Source organism: Empedobacter sp. UBA7611 (assembly GCF_002484365.1).
Classification (GTDB): domain Bacteria; phylum Bacteroidota; class Bacteroidia; order Flavobacteriales; family Weeksellaceae; genus Empedobacter; species Empedobacter falsenii_B.
Genome location: NZ_DLJR01000031.1, coordinates 50,888 through 69,730, shown reverse-complemented (window position 1 = coordinate 69,730; position 18,843 = coordinate 50,888). Strand labels below are relative to the sequence as shown.

The window sequence follows — 18,843 nt, the reverse complement described above, 5'->3', positions numbered from 1 at the left end:
AAAATTTGTTGAAGAAAACTGGATCGAAAATGAAGAAGCACATATACCTTACAACAATTATTATCGCAAGTTTATTCTTGACGTCTTGTGGAAGTAGTAAAGTAACTTCGTATAAGAAAACTGGTTCTAAAAAAGTTTATACTTCTTCCAAAAAAAACGAATCTACAGAGGTTTTTCGTTCTAAAAATGCTGATGATAGTGCGCCTCGTGATATAAATAAAATTCTAAAAACGGCAAAATCTTACTTAGGAACACCTTACAAATATGGTGGAGTTACGAAAACAGGTTTCGATTGTTCGGGACTGGTTTATGTAAGTTTCAAGGAAATGAATTTAGAATTGCCTCGTCGTTCGAGTGATCAAGCTGAATATGGAAAAGAAATTACAATCGAAAATGTTAAAATAGGTGATTTAATATTTTTTAATACTTCAGGAAATTCAATCTCTCATGTAGGTATTGTAGAAAGTATTAATCATGACGGATCAATCAGTTTTGTACATTCTTCAACTTCGAAAGGTGTCATCATTTCTTCCCTTGATGAAAATTATTGGAAAACTAGATTTGTAAAAGCGGTTAGACTTTTATAACTTGACGTGTGCTTAAAAAAAGAACTATATTATTAACTTTTTTTGGATTACTATTTTTTAGTTTATCCATAGTTGTTAATGCTCAAGAAGATAGTGTCAAAATTGATACAGTTAGAATTGAGAATAAAAATCATTCTAAGTTTAGAAAGTTTTACCAAAAATTATTATTCAAGAAAAAACCAACGAGTTTTCCTATTCAGCCCAATAATAATGTAGGTGATGGAAAATATCAAGGAAAAATTATTCGAAATATTTACTACAAAACACAAGACCCTTTCGGATATTCTTTGCAGGACACGACAAGAAAACCGACAAAATGGATTGAAAGAACTGGAAATACACTACACGGGAAATCTAAGCAATTTGTGTTGCGTCAAAATATGTTGCTGAAACTAGGAGATAAATATGATTCTGTAAAAGCAGCTGAATCTGAGCGTTTAATACGTACCAATCGTTCTATTCGTCGAGTAGAGATTAAGGAAGAAGCTGTCGGGAATGATTCGGTTGATTTATATGTCAATTCAATTGACTCTTGGAGTATGTTTATTACAGGTTCGGTTTCGAGTTCAAAAGCTGGAATTCGCATTAGAGAGCGAAATTTTTTAGGTTTAGGACATGTGTTTGATAATCGTTACCGTCACAATTACAAAACAGGAAATTCGTTATATCAATTTAATTATACGGTTCCAAATATTGCCCAAACTCGAATTATTGGGAATGTACGTTATTTCAAAAATGAAGATAATCATTATACAAAATCAATCAGTTTTGTACGACCTTTTTATTCGCCATTAGCACATTATGCAGGTGGAGTTTCGGTTGGACAAGTGTATTTTAAAGATTCATTAGATTTCGAAAAACCTATTTTGGTTGATAACCATTTCAAATATAATTACCAAGATTATTGGTTGGCAAGAGCGTTTAGAATTGATGATGGTCATTCAGAAAATATTACCAATTTTATTGTTTCAGGGCGATTTTATGATCGATCTTATACCGAAACACCAACTCCAGAAAACGATCCTGTGAACTTTTTTTCTGACCAAACGAATTATTTAGTAGGGATAGGAATTTCTTCAAAACGATATATCAAAACAAAATATATTTTCAATTATGATATTGAAGAAGATATTGCGATAGGGAAATCATTGGGCATTATAGGAGGAATTCAAAATATTCGTCAAACTGATCGTTATTATCTTGGCGGAAAAGCTTCTGCTGGAGGTTTTTTAAATACCGGTTTTTGGGGATTTGGAGTTGAGTTTGGAGGATTTTTTAATAAAGGAAAATTTGAACAAAAAACGCTGTCTGTAGAATTACAATATATGGCAAAGTTGATAAATTGGGGAAAATGGAAGTTCAGAAACTTCATGAAAACTAATTATCTTTTGGGACATGATCTTTTAGATTCTCCTGCGGATCAACTTTCGCTTCATGAACATGATTATTTGGGAATGGCAGGTTTCAAATCGGATAGAGGATTAACAGGTCAACAGAAATTAATGTTCGAGTATCAATTGCAATCTTATACGCCTTACGAGTTTTTAGGATTTCGTATTTCGCCATTTTTCAATGCGATGGTTGCGGCAATTGGAGATAACAAAAAATTTATACTGAATAATAACCCAATTTATTCGCGTTTTAGTTTGGGTGTGATGTTGACAAATGATTATTTTGTGTTTAATAATATTCGTTTTTCATTGTCGTATTATCCTTCAATTCCTGGACAAGGTGATAATCTAATCAAGACAAATTTATTAGATAATAGAGATTTCCAAATGATGGATTTCGACTTCTCAAAACCAAATTATATTCGTTGGAATAGGTGGGATTAAAGTATAAAAAAAGCTTGAAGAAATCTTCAAGCTTTTTTTATGTCTTAATATTTTTTATTTCACTTGTCTGGAAACGATCCACGAAACCAAGCTTCCCAAACCTAAAACAGTTACAATAACTGCAACAAAGTTTTCGACAGAAAAGATAAATGGAAACGGAACAGTTGGCGAAGCCATAACCAAACCAAAATCTATTTGTAATAATCCAATAACAGAGGCGATTAATAAACCTGTTGTCATCGCAATAAAGGTGATAATAAAACCAGTTTGGAAGAAAATATTACGAATATTTTTTCGTGATAATCCAAAACTATACATCGTCTGAATTTCTTTCTTTTTATCCAAAATCAAGATAATAATTGTTCCTGCCAAATTGAAACATGCAATGATAATGACTAACGTAAAAATCAAGTAACTGATTAAGTTTTCCATATTCATTACTTTCAAGAAAGCTGAATCTAAATCTTGTCTGGTTTCGATTTTATAATGAGAACCTAAAGCTTTTTGAAGTTGATTCTTCACTTCGTTAAACGATTTTTTTCCAGTCGTTTTTACCTCAATCGAATAACATTGATTTTCGTTTAACAACAATAATTCTTGCGCCAAACCTAAAGTCGTAAATATGTGTTTGTCGTATTGTTCGTTCAAAATAAACACGCCAACGCTGTACGCATCTTTGCGCGTAAAAGCATCGCTTTCTTGTTTTATTAAACCTGTTCCAGCTTTTGGCATCATCAAATCTGCTGGCGTTATCGGATCGATATAAAGTTGCAAACGCTCTGCAATTCCATTCGAAACAATAAAATTATCATCGCGATTAAAGTCTAAATATTGTCCACCATAAATCACTGTATCTAAACGCGTAACTTTGGTGAAGTTTTCGTCAACACCTTTCAAATAGGCAATATCTTGCTTTCCTTTGTAATCGATGTAGACTTTTTCTTCGATGATTTTAGAAAAAGCTTTGACGTCTTTTTGTTGCTTCAATTGATCCACAACAAAAGTTAAACTGTCCAATACTTTTCCTTTCGAAGGTGATATTTTAATTTCAGGATTTACATTGCTATAATACTTTAAATTCATTTTTTCTAATCCCGAAAAAACGGATAAAATAATAAATAAAGCCGCTGTAGCAACCAGAATAGCACCAACAGCAATCGATGTAATAATGTTTACGGCGTTTGTATTCGTTTTCGAAAAAATGTAGCGTTTCGCAATGTAAAGTGAAATGTTTCTCATTATAAGATTGGATTATTTCCTTCTCCTCTTAGCGCTTTGTCGATTTTATCCATTTCGTCTAACGAATTATCTAAAATGAAAATTAATTCTGGTGTAATACGCATTTGTTTAGAAGCACTTTTTGATAAAATTCCTCTAAATAATGGTGTATTCACTCTAATTTCTTTGAAAATTTCGTCTTTTTGAGTACTTGGAAAAATACTTACATAGATTTTAGAAACGCTCAAATCTGGTGTTACTTTTACTTCTGTAACACTAATCAAATTTCCAGGGAATTCCTTTACAGCCCATTTTCTAAAAGCTTCTGCTAATTCTTCTTGAAATAATTTACTTACTTTTTGTTGTCTATTGCTATCCAATTCTATTCATTTTTATGAGACTGTAAAATTACTGCATTTTTTCGTGATTAAAAACATTGATGAATTGAATTAAGTTCTTTGTAAATTTGTTTTAATGAAAAAAGATATTGAAACTTCAGAAGATGTTGCTTTATTGGTAAATACGTTTTACGATAAAGTGCAAAAAGATGATGTCATTGGTTACTTTTTTTCGGAAGTTGCAAAGGTAAATTGGGACGAACATTTGCCGCATATGATTCAGTTTTGGGAAACTGTTTTATTAGGAAAAGCAACTTTTGAAGGTTGGCCAATGCGAACACATTTGGTTTTGAGTCAGAAAGAGAAATTAAAACCGCATCATTTCGAGCGTTGGATTGAATTGTGGTACGGAATAATTGACGAAAAATTTGAAGGAGAAATAGCAAATGAAGCAAAAAATAGAGCAAAAATTATGCGTGATTTAATTCTTTTCAAAATTGACCAAATGGAACAAAAACAAGGGTTTATTCAATAAAAAAAATGCAGCTTCATAAAAGTTGCATTTTTTTATTATTTTAGATATGATTGAAAAATTATTTCGCAATCATGATTAATTTTTTATTAATAAATTCCATGATTCCAGCTTTAGAAAGCTCTCGTCCGTAACCTGAATGTTTCACACCACCGAAAGGTAAATCTGGGCTTGAAGAAACTTGTTTGTTTACGTAAACCATTCCCGAATCTATTCTACGAGCGATTTTCTCCGCATTCGGAACATCTTCTGTATAAATAGAAGCACCTAATCCGTAAGGCGTATCATTCGCAATTTTGATTGCTTCTTCTACATCTTTCACTTTCCAAATACAAACCACAGGTCCAAAAACTTCTTCGTCATAAGCCTTCATTCCAGGTTTTAAATCTGTCAAAATTGTTGGTTGTAAAAAGAAACCATCACGATCAATACGTTTTCCTCCCGAAACAATTGTTGCACCTTTATTAGCTGAATCATTAATTTGATCCAATAATTTTTCTAATGCACTTTCCGAACTTACAGGTCCCATGTTAGTATCTGTCTGTGTAGGATCACCAACTTTCATTCCGTTTACATAATCCGTAATTTTTTTCAAATATTCGTCGTAAATACCTTCTTGTACAATAATACGTTTCGAAGAAGTACACGCTTGTCCAGCATTACGTAAACGACCGTTAATTGTTCCGCTCATCACTTTTTCGATATCCGCATCATTCAAAACAATCATTGGATCAGAACCACCAAGTTCTAAAACCGAAGGTTTTACATTTTTACCCGCGATACTTGCAACCTCTGCACCAGCAGCTTCGGAACCAGTTAAAGAAACTCCAACAATTTTTGGGTTATTGATAATTGTATCTGTGTCTTTTCCTGACATCAACAAGTTTTTGTACAAACCTTTTGGAGCGCCAGCAGCTGTAAACATTTCTTCGAAAGCGATTCCACATTGCGGAATATTAGAAGCTGTTTTCAAAACAACTGTGTTACCAGCCATAATGTGAGGTCCGGCAAAACGCGCAATTTGAGAAAAAGGGAAATTCCAAGGCATAACACCTAACAACACACCAATTGGTTCTGAGACCACATAAGCGTCACCTTTTTCTGTTTGTAAAGGAACATTTGCCAAGAATTCTTCTGCATTATCAGCGTAATATTCGATGATATTTGCACTATAATCAATCTCGATTTCGCTCTCATACAATGGTTTTCCCATTTCTGTTGTAATCAAAGCAGCTAATCGAGTTTTTTGCTTGCGCATTTCGTTTGCAACACGGTTCATAACAGCTTTTCTTTCTTCGAAAGATTCGAATCGCCATGTTTGATATAATTCGTTTGCGTCGTCTATATATTGATTGATTTCTTCGCTTGTGTAGGCTTGAAATTCTTTTTCGATTTTACCTGTAGCAGGATTTAATGTTCTGATTGAACTTGCCATTTCACTCTTTATTTAATGTATACAAAGTTGTAGCAATTCTCGTTCCTAACAAAACTTTTAGGATAAATAAAACTGATAGTTGATGAGATTTTAGAAGGTTTGAACAATAAAGTAAGTATAAATGAACAATAGAAATTAGAAGAATGATTATTTATCTAAATCAGTTGCTGAATTTGTTCGTGATAAAAACCAAATTGTTCCGTTTTTACTTTTCATTTTTTTATTTGCTAAAATAATTCCTAATATTAATCCTGTTAGAATGAAGATAGAACCAATAATTAAATTAGAAATTGATTTATTTTGAAAATAAATCAACAATCCAATTATGAAGCCAATAATAAAGGGTGATATAAAGATTTGAATCCAACCATAAAGTTCTGCAATAAATTCTAGATTCTTTTTCATAAAGTAAATATTTATGATTGATTAAAATTATCAAATCTTAATAGAACAATTCGTTCAAAATAAAATCATTCTTTTAAAACGGTAAATTATCGTCGTCGTTGTTCATGGAACTTGTGAATTCCCCACCGAAATCTCCAAAAGCATCAGAAGGATCAATAGCAGATAAATTCATGGCACTTCCCATTTCTTGAGAACCATCATTCATCGAACTTTGAATTTCGAAATCTCCACCAAACGAAGTTTCTAAATCGGTAAATTTAGCTTGTTCATTAATGAATCGTAAACGTACATTTTCTAACGCACCATTACGGTGTTTCGCAATGATAAACTCTGCTTGTCCAGCACAAGGTTCACTTTCATCATCCCAATATTCCAATTTATAATATTCGGGACGATAAATAAACGAAACGATATCGGCATCTTGCTCAATCGCTCCAGATTCACGTAAATCCGATAATAATGGACGCTTGCTTCCTCCACGAGTTTCTACCGAACGAGATAACTGCGAAAGTGCAATAACAGGAATACTTAACTCTTTTGCGATTGCTTTTAAGGAGCGCGAAATCATCGAAATTTCTTGCTCACGGTTTCCATTTGCTTTTCCACCAGCAGTCATTAACTGTAAGTAGTCAATCAAAATCATTTTTACACCATGTTGAGAAACCAAACGACGCGCTTTTGCTCTTAAATCGAAGATAGAAAGGGCAGGCGTATCGTCAATGTAAAGCGGTGCATTTTCAAGACCTTTTACTTTTGTATATAATTGTTTCCATTCGTGATCGGCTAATTTTGCTTTACGCAATTTTTCACCCGAAATTCCAGTTTCACCCGAAATCATACGCGTAATCAACTGAACAGAAGACATCTCTAATGAAAAAACAGCAACTGGAATATTTTTGTCCACCGTCATATTTTTCGCCATCGAAAGGATAAAAGCGGTTTTCCCCATACCAGGACGAGCGGCTAAGATAATCAAATCCGATTCTTGCCAACCCGAAGTAATTTTATCAATTTCTGTAAATCCAGAAGATAAACCAGACATTCCTTCTTTGGTAGATTGGGCTTTAATTTTGTCAATCGCTTCTGTAACTAAATCTCTTGCTTCCGAATAACTACGCTTGATTCCACCTTCTGTAATTTCGAATAATTTCGATTCAGAATAATCCAGTAAATCAAATACATCGGCAGTATCATCGTATGATTTTTCAATGACTTGATTCGAAATTTCAATTAAACGACGAAGAATATATTTTTCTTGAATGACACGAGCATAATACTCCACGTGTGCAGAAGAAGAAACTTTTTGCGTTAATTGAATCAAATAATAATCACCTCCAACACGATCTAATTTGCCTTCACTTTTCAACTCATTCGAAACCGTTAATAAATCAATAGGTTCTGAATCGTTAAATAATTTTTGAATGACAGCATAAATCGCTTGATGCTCTGGACGATAAAAAACTTGCGGTGTAAGAATGTCAATGACTTCATCCAACCCTTTTTTATCAATCATCATCGCACCAAGTACAGCTTGCTCTAAATCAACAGCTTGTGGAGGAAGTTTACCTTTCTCTAAACCAATGACATTGTGCTTGTTAGCTGGTATTTCGGGATTATAATTTGCTTGTTCCATAAGAGTTTCAAAATTAAATAAAAAAACGAGATATAACTAATTTTATATCTCGTTTTAAAATTGTATATTCTACAATAAGTATTATTGTAAAACAATATTTTATCCTGAAAATTCTCCGAATTTGATGTAACGTTCTTGACGTTGTTGTTGTAATTCTTTTGGAGAAAGTTTTTTCAATTCGTTGTAAGTGTCTAAAACTTTATTTTTCAAGTTTGTGTACGCAACTTCTGGTTTGTAGTGTGCTCCACCAAGCGGTTCTTGAATGATGTCTTCAATTAATCCTAATTCTAACATATCAGGACCAGTTAATTTCATTTGCGAAGCAGCTTGCTCTTTGTAATCCCAACTTCTCCATAAAATTGTAGAACAGTTTTCTGGTGAAATTACAGAATACCAAGTGTTTTCTAACATGAAAACTTTGTTCCCAACTCCAATTCCTAATGCTCCACCTGAAGCTCCTTCACCAATTACAATTGTAATGATAGGAACTGTAAGTTTCAACATTTCGTAGATGTTTTTAGCGATAGCTTCACCTTGACCTCTTTCTTCAGCTTCTAAACCAGGATATGCACCAGGAGTGTCGACTAAAGTCAAGACAGGAATATTAAACTTTTCTGCTAACTTCATCAAACGTAAAGCTTTGCGGTAACCATCTGGATTAGACATTCCGAAACGACGATATTGTCTTTCTTTGGTATTTTTTCCTTTTTGTTGACCAATAATCATAAAAGTTTGACCATTGATTTTTCCCATACCACCAACCATTGCTTTATCATCAGCAAAAGTTCTATCTCCGTGAATTTCGATAAACGTGTTATCTGTGATCGCGTAAGCGTAGTCTAAAGTATAAGGGCGAGAAGGATGACGAGACAATTGTACACGTTGCCATGGCGTTAAATTACCATAGATTTCCTTCTTTTTATTTTCAATTGCAATTTCAATTTCAACGCAAGCCTGTTTGATGTTAACACCGCTTCCTTCGCCGACGATTTGACAGCTTTGTAACTGTTCTTCTAAATCTTTGATAGGTTGTTCAAATTCTAAATATTCCATACAAAAGTGTTTGTTCAATCCAACAAATATAGAAAAGGTTTTTAAGCCAATTATAATAAATGTCGAATGTTTTTCAGATTTTTTACAAGTATTTTAATTTCAAAAGATAAAAAAGCGTCTACAGATTAGACGCTTTCATCGTGTATTTGATCTAAAATTAGATTTTTTCGATAATCATTGCAGATGCTCCACCGCCACCATTACAGATAGCTGCACCACCAATTTTTCCTCCGTTTTGCTCTAAAACATTTAATAATGTAACCAAAATTCTTGATCCAGAATTTCCAAGTGGATGACCAATAGAAACCGCACCACCATTTACATTGACTTTAGAAGCATCAAGGTTTAATAATTTAGTATTTGCAATTCCAACAACTGAAAACGCTTCGTTAAATTCCCAGAAATCAACATCAGCAGCTGTCATATTTGCTTTTTTCAATAATTTTTCAACCGCTTTAGCTGGTGCAGTTGTAAATTTTGAAGGTTCTTGAGAAGCATCAGCATAAGCAATAACTTTTGCAAGAGGTTTTAATCCTAATTCGTTTGCTTTATCTAAAGACATTAATACTAAAGCAGAAGCTCCATCATTAATTGTAGAAGCATTTGCAGCAGTTACAGTTCCGTCTTTAGAGAAAACAGCGCGCAAACCTGGAACTTTATCAAAGTTTACATTTTTATATTCTTCGTCTTCTTTAAAAATAACTGGTTCTCCTTTGCGTTGAGGAATTTCTACAGGAACAACTTCGTTGTCAAATTTTCCAGCAGCCCAAGCAGCAGCAGATTTTTTGTAAGAATTAATTGCAAACTCATCTTGCTCTTCACGAGAAATATTGAACTCAGTTGCACAAGTATCTCCGAAAAGTCCCATCATTTCTTTGCTGTAGTAATCTTGTAAACCATCGTTCACAATTCCATCTAACAAAACAGTATTTCCGTATTTATTTCCAGTTCTTGCATTTGGTGAATAGAAAGGAACCATCGACATGTTTTCCATTCCTCCAGCAACTACAACATCTGCGTCACCTAAACGAATTGCTTGTGTAGCAAACATTACAGCTTTCATACCAGAGGCACAAACTTTGTTTACCGTTGTTGCAGGAATTGTATTTGGTAAACCTGCTTTTATCATTGCTTGCTTAGCAGGTGCTTGTCCTTCACCAGCTTGCAATACATTTCCCATATATACTTCATCAACCAAAGATCCATCTAAGTTGATTTTATCTAAAGCTCCTTTAATAGCTGTTGCGCCTAAATCTGTAGCTGGAACGTTAGATAAACTTCCCAAAAAAGATCCCATTGCTGTACGAACAGCTGAAACTATTACGACTTCTTTCATTTAATTTGTGATTTGTTGTTTTTATTATGATAACTTAATAATGCAAGATATAAAATTTATAGTAGTATTAATTTGATTTACTTTTTAAAGATTTTTTAAATTTGTTATTGACTTAATACAGATAATTGATTTTTTTTGTTAAAATGATAATTATCTTAGAATAGAATATTTTTTGAAGAATAAAATGATTAAAATGCTGAAGATAAAAATGATATTATTTGGTTTGATTTCGTGTTTTGTAATTACAATCGGAAATGCGCAAACCTTTGATCAAAAATATTTTAAATCAATTTTAGATTCGCTTACGTCAAATTCGTTTGCTGGCAGAGGTTATGTAGAAAATGGAATGACAAATGCTGGAATTTATTTACAAAACGAATTTCAAAAAAATGGATTGAAGTCTTTTTCTAATCGTTATAATCAAACATTTACTTTTCCGATTAATATTATCAAAGATGCAAAACTGAAAATTAATGGAAAAGAATTAAAATATGGAATTGATTTTATTGTAAAGCCAAGTTCTAAATCAATTTCGAAAACCAATTCACCTTTTTATATTTTTGACACAAAAGCCTATGTGGAATCTTTTCAGTCGAAAGATAAAACGAGGGATTTTATTGTGAAAGATGATGAATCGCAAAAAGGAAAACATATTATTTTGCCGCCTTTAGTGACTTCTGTAGATTCTATTCAGAAATATTACAAACAATGGGCGAATATTTATGAGAAAAATGAAAATAAAAATCGAGCGATTTTTAGATTTACATCAGATAAATTGACTTCAAGTCTTAGTCAACGACAATCTTCTATTTCAGAATTTATTATTTCGGATAAATTTTATTCTAAAAATTTAAAAATAAACGATTATTCTATTGATTCAGAGTTAAATAATTCATTCGAAGCAAATAATATAATTGGTTACATTGACGGAAAGAACAATGATAGCGTAATTGTGATTTCTGCTCATTATGATCATTTAGGGAAAGTTGGACAAACTATTTTTCCTGGAGCGAGTGATAATGCGAGCGGAACTGCAATGATGATGGCGCTGATGAAGTATTATTCAAAACATCAGCCTAATTATAGAACAGTTTTTATGGCTTTTGCAGGTGAAGAAGCGGGGATTTTAGGCGCAGATTATTATGTTAATCATCCTCTTTTTCCATTGAATCAAATCAAATTTTTAGTCAATTTAGATATTATGGGAGCGGGCGATCAAGGAATTCAAGTTGTGAATGGTAAAGTTTTTAAAAATCAATTTGAAAAATTAGTTGAATTCAATCAAACAAATAAATACCTAAAAGAAGTTAAAATTCGAGGAGAATCGTGTAATTCCGATCATTGTCCGTTTTATTTGAAAGGTGTTCCGTCGTTTTTTATTTACACATTAGGAGGAAAAGGTTTTTATCATGATCCCAATGATACAGCTGAAAGTTTGGATTTGAGTTCCTCTGAAAAAGTATATAATTTGTTGAAAGCTTTTATTGATAAGCTATAAAAAAATAATCCGTTCAAAGTGAACGGATTACTAACCAACCTAAACTACTATAAAAAACTCTAAAAAGTAAAAAGAGTGCGAGTAATTCCAAACTTCATAAATCAATTTCGTTATACTCGTTGTTACTCTTTGTCTTACTATCTATGAATAAATTATTTGACACTGCAAATGTCTAACTTTTATGTCTTGTTTGGAAAAATTGTAAAAGATTTTATTTATAATAGTTATAGAGAATATTTATAATAAACGTTTGTTGTCGGATATTAAACTTTGTATTAATTTGTTAAAAACAAACAATAATAGTTAAAGTGTAATTGTATGAAAGCGTACTTTAACACCTTTTTAACTATTTGTTTACGAAAATATGATGAAATGATAAGATTTGAAATCTTTTCAACTAAATTTGATTTTTGAATCGTAAAGACTTCATAAATTTAAACAAATTTTAAACCAAAACGCCAAAATGAGACTTTTTTTATTGGTTTTTTCCTTACATATTGTGTTATTTGTTGATGCGCAAAATGTTAACCCAAATCAAATTCGAACAAAAATTTACGATACTATTTTACAAGATATCCAAAAACAAAGTTTAGAATTTCCGAACAAAAAAATTGTGGTAGATCCTACGATTAATAAGTTTGAAGATTATAAAATGGACGAATTTGGGCTGAAATTAGATTCGGCGAAATATCTACAAGACACTTCAATTTGTTCTAAATTAACAACCTATAAATGCGTTTCGAAATTTGAGATTGATAATTATTCGATTACCAATGTTTACAAAGATGAAGCAGATGCGTTATATCCTGACTTTTATGGGATTTATGCACCAATCGATTCGTGGTACAATTTGATTTATTATGCGGCTGTTAATCATTTTGAGAAGGATAGAGAATTTCAATTTAACGTCTTAATTCCAGTTCGAAATGTGCAAATGAAAAATAAAACGATGAAGGAAAAAATGTTCTTTTATAACGTTTTGTTTGATGAGCAATTTAAGATTCTAAAATTTGAAAAATTATTATTAAAACATTAAAATTCAATCAGAAAAGTTGTAAATTAGCAAGACTCAAATTTTTAATTGATGTTAAACGTTAGCGCTTATATAGACGAGCTTTTGCAGTTATCAAAAGGCAATTTACGGATTTGCCGTATGAATTGGTGGCTTTTAAAATACGAAGATGAATTTGAGAAAGCAATAGAACAAACGTCTTGTAAAAAGTGGCAAAGATGGCTTTATAATGGAGAACATCCATATCCATGTGTTTGTCCAAAGCGCGAAAAATTATGCGTTTTTATCGATTTATATCGTGAATTGGATCGTTTGACACAAGTGCAACGTTTAGAGAATTTTTTTCACGAATATTTTCAAAAATTTGAGTTGATTAAAGATTCAAAAGAATCTTTAAAAAATTGGATGAATGATATTCGTCCAACGATTTCCTCTATTTATTTATTATTGGATAAGAATGATAATCTAAAAATTAGATTTTATAATTCGGATCCAGTTTTGGAAGTGAATATCAATAAAAATGATTATAAATACACCTTGTTGTGTTTGGATATTTTTAACTACAACATGTACGTAAGAGGAATGTAAAAGAAAAGAGAGTTGACGAAAATCAACTCTCTTTTTTATGAAATAATAGATTAAATATGGCTTATTTAATTAAACCAATTTCTCTTAAACGCTGAGTTAAGAAATCCCCAGCTGTAATATCTTCAAATTGTTTTGGATTTTCTTCTGTTACACAATCTTCTAAAACAGATAAGTCCATTTCAGAAACTGGATGCATAAAGAATGGAATAGAAAAACGAGATGTTCCCCATAATTCTTTCTCTGGATTAACCACTTGGTGAATTGTAGATTTCAATCTGTTGTTTGTGTGACGAGATAACATATCACCAACATTAATCACCAATTCGTCGTCAGCAGCAATAGCATCAACCCAAGTTCCATCGTGACGTTGCACTTGTAATCCACGACCTTGCGCTCCCATTAACAATGTAATCAAGTTAATATCTCCGTGAGCACCTGCGCGAACCGCATCTTTAGGCTCTTCTGTGATAGGAGGATAGTGAATTGCTCTCAAAATAGAGTTTCCGTTTTTCACTTTATCATCAAAGTAAAACTCGTCTAAACCTAAGAATAAAGCCAAAGCACGTAAAACGTAAACACCAGTTTTTTCTAATTGTTTGTATGTCTCTTCACCATAAGTGTTAAAACCTGGAACTTCGTTTACATCAACATTTTCTGGATAGTTGTATTTCGCTTTATCTTCTTCAGTTAAATACTGTCCAAAATGCCAAAATTCTTTCAAGTCACCAACAGTTCTACCTTTAGCATGTTCGTTTCCGAAAGCTGTATAACCGCGTTGACCACCAATTCCTTCTACTACATAAGTTTGTTTTGTTTCTGTAGGTAAAGCGTAAAATTCGCGAACGCTTTTATATAAATTTTCAACTAATTCGTCAGATAAAAAATGTCCTTTCAAAGCAACGAATCCGATTTCTTCGTATGCTTGTCCAATTTCGTTGACAAATTTTTGTTTTCTTGCAGGATCATCAGATAAAAAGTCTGCTAAATTAACCGATGGAATTCCGTTTTGTGACATTTATATTTTGTTTTATAAAATTTCTTCTGCAAAGGTATAGAAAGATTTCTTTTGTGAATAATATTGTTAATAACTTTTTTGGATTGCTATTGGTTTGATTTAAAATTAAATCGTTTAAATGATTTTAATTGGCTAAAATATTTATTTTTAATGATATTAAGTTTATTTTGAAGGTTCTATTGATTTTGATAAATATAAGCATTTACTATTTAAAATTGTATTTTAATATATATTACTTATAATTCTGATAATGGATATGGGTTTTGTTATATTACAAAAAATTAAAATGAATGAAATTACTATTTACTTTTTTATTATTTAGTTCAATTGTCTTTGCTCAAGAAAAAGGGAAGGCTAGGATGATGATTTATCCTGGTTGTGAAAAATTTGAAAAGAAAGGTGTAAAGAAGTTAGCAGACTGTTTTAGTAAGGATTTTAATAAACAGCTATTGCTTGAAGTTGAACAGGTGTTAAAAAATAATGGTTTGACAATTAATGAAATAAATGTAAATGCAAAAGTTAAATTTCAGATAAATAAAGAAGGTGAGTTTCAAGATTTAGAAGTAATTGGAAATGATTCAGAGAAATTACTTATTGAAGAGGCTTTTGTGAATTATGTTGTAAAATTGAAAAAAGACAACAAAAAAATAATTCCTGCTGTTACTGAAAAAGGAGAAGCTGCAAGATTAATTTTTGATATACCATTTAAAATTATAAATTAAGGTTTGAAGTTTTATTAATCTTAAGGCTAATTTTACCACAAGGAGATTTCATTCTATATTTGCAAAAATATTTATGATGAAAGATCAATTTTTTCAATATATACAAGACTTACAAAATAAAATTATTGCCAAACTTGAAGAAGTTGATGGTAAAGCCAAATTTCTACGAGATAATTGGGAACGCGAAGAAGGCGGCGGAGGTCTTTCTTGTGTTTTAACAGACGGAGCTGTTTTTGAGAAAGCTGGCGTTAATATCTCGAAAGTTTATGGAGAATTACCAGAAACAATGCAAAAAGCGTTGAATGTTTCATCGGGTAAATTTTTTGCTTGCGGATTGAGTTTGGTTATTCATCCAACAAGTCCACATATTCCGACGACTCATGCGAATTGGAGGTATTTCGAAATGTATGACAAAGAAGGAAATATTGTCGATCAATGGTTTGGAGGAGGTCAAGATTTGACGCCATATTATTTGGATGAAAAAGATGTGATGCATTGGCATACGATCTGTAAAAAAAGTTGTGATGCGCATGATGCGGCTTTTTATTTGAAGTATAAAGAAGAATGTGATAAATATTTTTGGAATACGCATCGAGAAGAAGCGCGTGGAATAGGAGGTTTGTTCTTTGATTACTTGAAACCAACTTCAGAAAAAACAGTTGAACAATGGTATGATTTCGTAACAGAAGTAGGAAACTCATTTTTGGAGGCGTATATTCCGATTGTTGAAAAACATAAAAATGATGAATTTTCTGCTGAACAAAAGGAATGGCAAGAAATTAGACGAGGTCGTTATGTGGAATTTAATTTAATTCATGATAGAGGAACTTTGTTTGGTTTGAAAACTAATGGTCGAATTGAATCTATTTTGATGAGTTTGCCAAAACATGTGCAATGGCATTATAATCATCAGCCAGAAGAAGGTTCGGAAGAATATAAATTAGTCGATGTTTTGAAACATCCAAAAGATTGGATTTAATCTATAATATATAAAATGCCTGAACAATTGTTCAGGCATTTTTTTAATCTTCTCTCGATCCGTCATCAGCCATTCTGACCATTTTAGGTGTAAAAGTTGCCACAATATCTACCAAATCTTGTTGCGCAGCCATTACTTCGTGAATATCTTTGTACGCCATCGGCGCTTCATCTTTTCCGCCACCGATTAATGTAATTCCAAAATAATTCAAATAATCGTTTATCTTATTTTGAGACAATGATTTAATTGCTTGTGTTCGGCTCATTTGTCGACCAGCACCATGCGAAGCAGAATGAATCGAATTTTCTTCACCTTTTCCTCGAACCAAAAAACCTGGCGCAGTCATAGAACCTGGAATAATTCCCATTACATCTTTAGAAGCTGGCGTTGCACCTTTTCGATGAACAATTACTTCTTCGCCATTGTAAATTTCTTTCCAAGCAAAATTATGATGATTTTCTATTTTCGCTAAAACTTCTGCACTGATAGATTTTGCAATTTTTTGATGAATAATTTCGTGACAAGCCGAAGCATATTCGCCAGCCAAATTCATCGCAATCCAATATTCTTGACCTTCGGCTGAATCTAAATCCAAATAAGCTAAATTCTGCGCTTTGTATGGAAGTTTACAAATTTCTTTTGCAATTTTGGTATAATGTCCAGCGATTGTAGCGCCAAAACCTCTCGATCCAGAATGCGTTAATAACGCTAAATATGAACCTTTTTTGATGTTCAATTTTTCATCATCTTCCTTGAAATCAATCAAACCAAATTCTACAAAATGATTTCCTCCACCAGAAGAACCCAATTGCGACCATGCTTTATCTTTTAGATTCTGAATAAATGAATTTGTCTCAAATTTTGCATCATCCAAAATCTGATGTTCAGCTTTGTATTGACCATGAAAACCATGTCCTGCACCAAACTTTGTATTTTTTATCAAAGTTTCTTTTAACGAATCGTGATGTTCAAAATAATGAGAAGCAGGTAAATCATAAATCGATAAAGCCATTCTACAACCAATATCAACGCCGACGCCATAAGGAATAATCGCATTTTTTGTTGCTAAAACTCCGCCAATCGGTAATCCATAACCCTGATGTGCATCTGGCATAATTGCGCCAGCAACGGTAACAGGAAGTTTCATGGCGACTTTCATTTGTTCCAAAGCGCCGTCCTCAATTTTTTCTGCTCCATAAATTTTAAAATCGGTTGGATTTTCATTCAATTCAATCAAGTTTTCATCTTGTTGAGGTAAATGAATTCCATCGATAAAGCCTTTTGCAAGTGTTTTGAAAATTTTATCTTCTAAAAAATCTTGTGGCGAAGACAAAACTTGCGCATATTTATCAAGCATTTCGGCTTTTGTATAATCATTTCTTTTTTTGTTGATTTTTAAGGCAATTCCTAAAATTTCGTTTTCAGGATAACCCAAGGCAATCAAATCATTTCCATTAATTGGTTTATTTTGTTGTTCAGTTGTTTTCATATAATTTGGTTAGAATATTATTTCGTAAACATTGTTTTTAGTTCATTTAATACATTCGATCCGCCAGAAATTGAGATTTCTCCCACTTTATCCGCGATTTTTTCGATGTATTCCATCTCTTTCAATTTCCATAATGTTTCGTTTTCTTCCATTAATTTTGCTGTATTCAACAAGCTTCTTGTTGAAGCAGTTTCCTCACGACGCGTAATCGAATTAGCTTGAGCCGTTTTTTCGGCAATCAAAACACGGTTCATAATTTCTCTTATTTCTCCTGGAAGAATAATGTCTTTCATACCTGCGTCAATCAATTTTAGACCAATTTCTTGGAATTGAGCTTGATATTTTTGAATGATATAATTCGTTACCGAATTTTTATCTGACATCAAATCATCAAAATTCATGTTTCCAATAAATTCTCTCAAACCTAATTGAATCGCTTGATAAATCATTTTTTCGAAATCTTTGTTCGATTGATAAGCGTTTAACAAATCAGTAATTTGATAATTTACCATAAAATTGATTCGTAATTGCGCTTTATCTTTCGTCAAAATTTCTTGTCCCGAAATTTCAATTGTTTGCGGACGCATATCAAAAGATACCATCGAGATTTTAACTTCGTTGTTATAAAATTTATACTCGCCAGCTTTTAAAACTGAATTAAATTCATTGTCTTTAAATAAAATTCCTTCATGATAAGTTGGAATAGAAATAATACGAATCGCACCAGCTTTTCTTAAAATATCTATTTCTCTTTTTGTTAAATTCTTAATTTCGTCAGTAGAATTTAAATCAAATTTTACAGCTTTTAATTGAGTCGAATTTTTCCAAATCATCACGTTTTTATTGTAAAATGAATCATAGATTTGATTGTTTTTGTAAATAATCAACACTTCGTTATGTAAAACTTCGATAAAATCTACCATCGATTTCAATGTTTCATTTTCTAAAAATATTGCATAGTATTTTTCATCAATTATTTCGTTAATGTTTAATTTTTCGATGTTTTTATTAAAGAAAATCCAATAGTTTCCTTTTGTATAAATTTTTTCTACTTCGTTATTTTTGATATAGATTCCAATTTCTTGGTTGTTAATTGGTAATTTTTTCATTATCTAATTTTTTATAAGTTTTTACTATTTTATATTTCTCCTTTATCGAAGAATCTTTT

The 18,843-nt window shown here is 31.9% G+C and carries 18 protein-coding genes; 8 read left to right on the top strand and 10 right to left on the bottom strand.

The window, feature by feature from the left end:
• The first annotated feature begins 29 nt into the window (after positions 1–29).
• Both B3R94_RS04435 and B3R94_RS04430 read left to right on the top strand, forming a co-directional pair.
• Complete coding sequence (locus tag B3R94_RS04435; RefSeq protein ID WP_038334631.1) at positions 30–587, top strand: C40 family peptidase; 558 nt, start codon at positions 30–32, stop codon at positions 585–587.
• Between the two features lie 8 nt (positions 588–595).
• A complete protein-coding gene (locus B3R94_RS04430) occupies positions 596–2,422 on the top strand; it encodes a hypothetical protein (protein WP_052217753.1) in 1,827 nt (608 codons plus the stop codon).
• Between the two features lie 54 nt (positions 2,423–2,476).
• On the opposite strand, the gene B3R94_RS04425 is transcribed toward B3R94_RS04430, so the two are convergent.
• Both B3R94_RS04425 and rbfA read right to left on the bottom strand, forming a co-directional pair.
• Entirely contained in the window at positions 2,477–3,661 is a 1,185-nt protein-coding gene (locus B3R94_RS04425; RefSeq protein ID WP_291098935.1) for an ABC transporter permease, read from the bottom strand.
• On the bottom strand, positions 3,661–4,020 hold the full coding sequence (rbfA, locus tag B3R94_RS04420; RefSeq protein ID WP_038334637.1) for a 30S ribosome-binding factor RbfA: 360 nt from the start codon (positions 4,018–4,020) through the stop codon (positions 3,661–3,663). The genes B3R94_RS04425 and rbfA overlap by 1 nt, the downstream gene beginning before the upstream one ends.
• Before the next feature lie 94 nt (positions 4,021–4,114).
• Between rbfA and B3R94_RS04415 the strand changes: the two genes are divergently transcribed.
• Complete coding sequence (locus tag B3R94_RS04415) at positions 4,115–4,513, top strand: group III truncated hemoglobin (RefSeq protein WP_019975256.1); 399 nt, start codon at positions 4,115–4,117, stop codon at positions 4,511–4,513.
• A 58-nt stretch (positions 4,514–4,571) separates the two neighbouring features.
• On the opposite strand, the gene B3R94_RS04410 is transcribed toward B3R94_RS04415, so the two are convergent.
• The 5 genes from B3R94_RS04410 to B3R94_RS04390 form a co-directional block, all read right to left on the bottom strand.
• Entirely contained in the window at positions 4,572–5,945 is a 1,374-nt protein-coding gene (locus B3R94_RS04410) for an NAD-dependent succinate-semialdehyde dehydrogenase (protein WP_291098932.1), read from the bottom strand.
• Between the two features lie 147 nt (positions 5,946–6,092).
• Complete coding sequence (locus B3R94_RS04405) at positions 6,093–6,350, bottom strand: hypothetical protein (protein ID WP_125349038.1); 258 nt, start codon at positions 6,348–6,350, stop codon at positions 6,093–6,095.
• Between the two features lie 73 nt (positions 6,351–6,423).
• Positions 6,424–7,983, bottom strand: a complete 1,560-nt coding sequence (gene dnaB, locus B3R94_RS04400) for a replicative DNA helicase (protein ID WP_115001280.1) — start codon at positions 7,981–7,983, stop codon at positions 6,424–6,426.
• Between the two features lie 99 nt (positions 7,984–8,082).
• Positions 8,083–9,036: an acetyl-CoA carboxylase carboxyltransferase subunit alpha gene (locus tag B3R94_RS04395; RefSeq protein WP_038334644.1), complete on the bottom strand. Its 954-nt coding sequence runs from the start codon at positions 9,034–9,036 to the stop codon at positions 8,083–8,085.
• Between the two features lie 157 nt (positions 9,037–9,193).
• Entirely contained in the window at positions 9,194–10,372 is a 1,179-nt protein-coding gene (locus B3R94_RS04390; protein ID WP_115001279.1) for a thiolase family protein, read from the bottom strand.
• 193 nt (positions 10,373–10,565) lie between these two features.
• Between B3R94_RS04390 and B3R94_RS04385 the strand changes: the two genes are divergently transcribed.
• From B3R94_RS04385 to B3R94_RS04375, 3 genes are all read left to right on the top strand, one after another.
• Positions 10,566–11,870, top strand: coding sequence for a M28 family metallopeptidase (locus tag B3R94_RS04385; protein ID WP_185144098.1), 1,305 nt, complete (start codon positions 10,566–10,568; stop codon positions 11,868–11,870).
• 463 nt (positions 11,871–12,333) lie between these two features.
• Complete coding sequence (locus B3R94_RS04380; protein WP_125349041.1) at positions 12,334–12,906, top strand: hypothetical protein; 573 nt, start codon at positions 12,334–12,336, stop codon at positions 12,904–12,906.
• A gap of 117 nt (positions 12,907–13,023) precedes the next feature.
• Positions 13,024–13,470 carry a hypothetical protein gene (locus tag B3R94_RS04375; RefSeq protein WP_115001277.1) on the top strand — a complete coding sequence of 149 codons (447 nt, stop codon included), beginning with the start codon at positions 13,024–13,026 and terminating at the stop codon, positions 13,468–13,470.
• 61 nt (positions 13,471–13,531) lie between these two features.
• On the opposite strand, the gene B3R94_RS04370 is transcribed toward B3R94_RS04375, so the two are convergent.
• Positions 13,532–14,485, bottom strand: coding sequence for an isopenicillin N synthase family dioxygenase (locus B3R94_RS04370; RefSeq protein ID WP_291049064.1), 954 nt, complete (start codon positions 14,483–14,485; stop codon positions 13,532–13,534).
• Positions 14,486–14,775: 290 nt separating this feature from the next.
• Between B3R94_RS04370 and B3R94_RS04365 the strand changes: the two genes are divergently transcribed.
• Complete coding sequence (locus B3R94_RS04365) at positions 14,776–15,207, top strand: hypothetical protein (RefSeq protein WP_038334655.1); 432 nt, start codon at positions 14,776–14,778, stop codon at positions 15,205–15,207.
• A 76-nt stretch (positions 15,208–15,283) separates the two neighbouring features.
• On the top strand, positions 15,284–16,186 hold the full coding sequence (hemF, locus tag B3R94_RS04360; RefSeq protein ID WP_180906200.1) for an oxygen-dependent coproporphyrinogen oxidase: 903 nt from the start codon (positions 15,284–15,286) through the stop codon (positions 16,184–16,186).
• 43 nt (positions 16,187–16,229) lie between these two features.
• Here hemF and B3R94_RS04355 read toward each other — a convergent pair whose 3' ends face one another.
• Complete coding sequence (locus B3R94_RS04355) at positions 16,230–17,675, bottom strand: RtcB family protein (protein ID WP_291098927.1); 1,446 nt, start codon at positions 17,673–17,675, stop codon at positions 16,230–16,232.
• A gap of 17 nt (positions 17,676–17,692) precedes the next feature.
• Positions 17,693–18,784, bottom strand: a complete 1,092-nt coding sequence (locus B3R94_RS04350) for a slipin family protein (protein WP_291090153.1) — start codon at positions 18,782–18,784, stop codon at positions 17,693–17,695.
• Between the last annotated feature and the right edge of the window lie 59 nt (positions 18,785–18,843).

Coding starts and splice junctions, on each gene's coding strand:
- hemF (WP_180906200.1), top strand. CDS start 15,284: ATGAAAGATCAATTTTTTCAATATATACAAGACTTACAAAATAAAATT.
- B3R94_RS04370 (WP_291049064.1), bottom strand. CDS start 14,485: ATGTCACAAAACGGAATTCCATCGGTTAATTTAGCAGACTTTTTATCT.
- B3R94_RS04435 (WP_038334631.1), top strand. CDS start 30: ATGAAGAAGCACATATACCTTACAACAATTATTATCGCAAGTTTATTC.
- dnaB (WP_115001280.1), bottom strand. CDS start 7,983: ATGGAACAAGCAAATTATAATCCCGAAATACCAGCTAACAAGCACAAT.
- B3R94_RS04350 (WP_291090153.1), bottom strand. CDS start 18,784: ATGAAAAAATTACCAATTAACAACCAAGAAATTGGAATCTATATCAAA.
- B3R94_RS04415 (WP_019975256.1), top strand. CDS start 4,115: ATGAAAAAAGATATTGAAACTTCAGAAGATGTTGCTTTATTGGTAAAT.
- B3R94_RS04425 (WP_291098935.1), bottom strand. CDS start 3,661: ATGAGAAACATTTCACTTTACATTGCGAAACGCTACATTTTTTCGAAA.
- B3R94_RS04390 (WP_115001279.1), bottom strand. CDS start 10,372: ATGAAAGAAGTCGTAATAGTTTCAGCTGTTCGTACAGCAATGGGATCT.
- B3R94_RS04410 (WP_291098932.1), bottom strand. CDS start 5,945: ATGGCAAGTTCAATCAGAACATTAAATCCTGCTACAGGTAAAATCGAA.
- B3R94_RS04380 (WP_125349041.1), top strand. CDS start 12,334: ATGAGACTTTTTTTATTGGTTTTTTCCTTACATATTGTGTTATTTGTT.
- B3R94_RS04395 (WP_038334644.1), bottom strand. CDS start 9,036: ATGGAATATTTAGAATTTGAACAACCTATCAAAGATTTAGAAGAACAG.
- B3R94_RS04365 (WP_038334655.1), top strand. CDS start 14,776: ATGAAATTACTATTTACTTTTTTATTATTTAGTTCAATTGTCTTTGCT.
- B3R94_RS04405 (WP_125349038.1), bottom strand. CDS start 6,350: ATGAAAAAGAATCTAGAATTTATTGCAGAACTTTATGGTTGGATTCAA.
- B3R94_RS04385 (WP_185144098.1), top strand. CDS start 10,566: ATGCTGAAGATAAAAATGATATTATTTGGTTTGATTTCGTGTTTTGTA.
- B3R94_RS04375 (WP_115001277.1), top strand. CDS start 13,024: ATGAATTGGTGGCTTTTAAAATACGAAGATGAATTTGAGAAAGCAATA.
- B3R94_RS04355 (WP_291098927.1), bottom strand. CDS start 17,675: ATGAAAACAACTGAACAACAAAATAAACCAATTAATGGAAATGATTTG.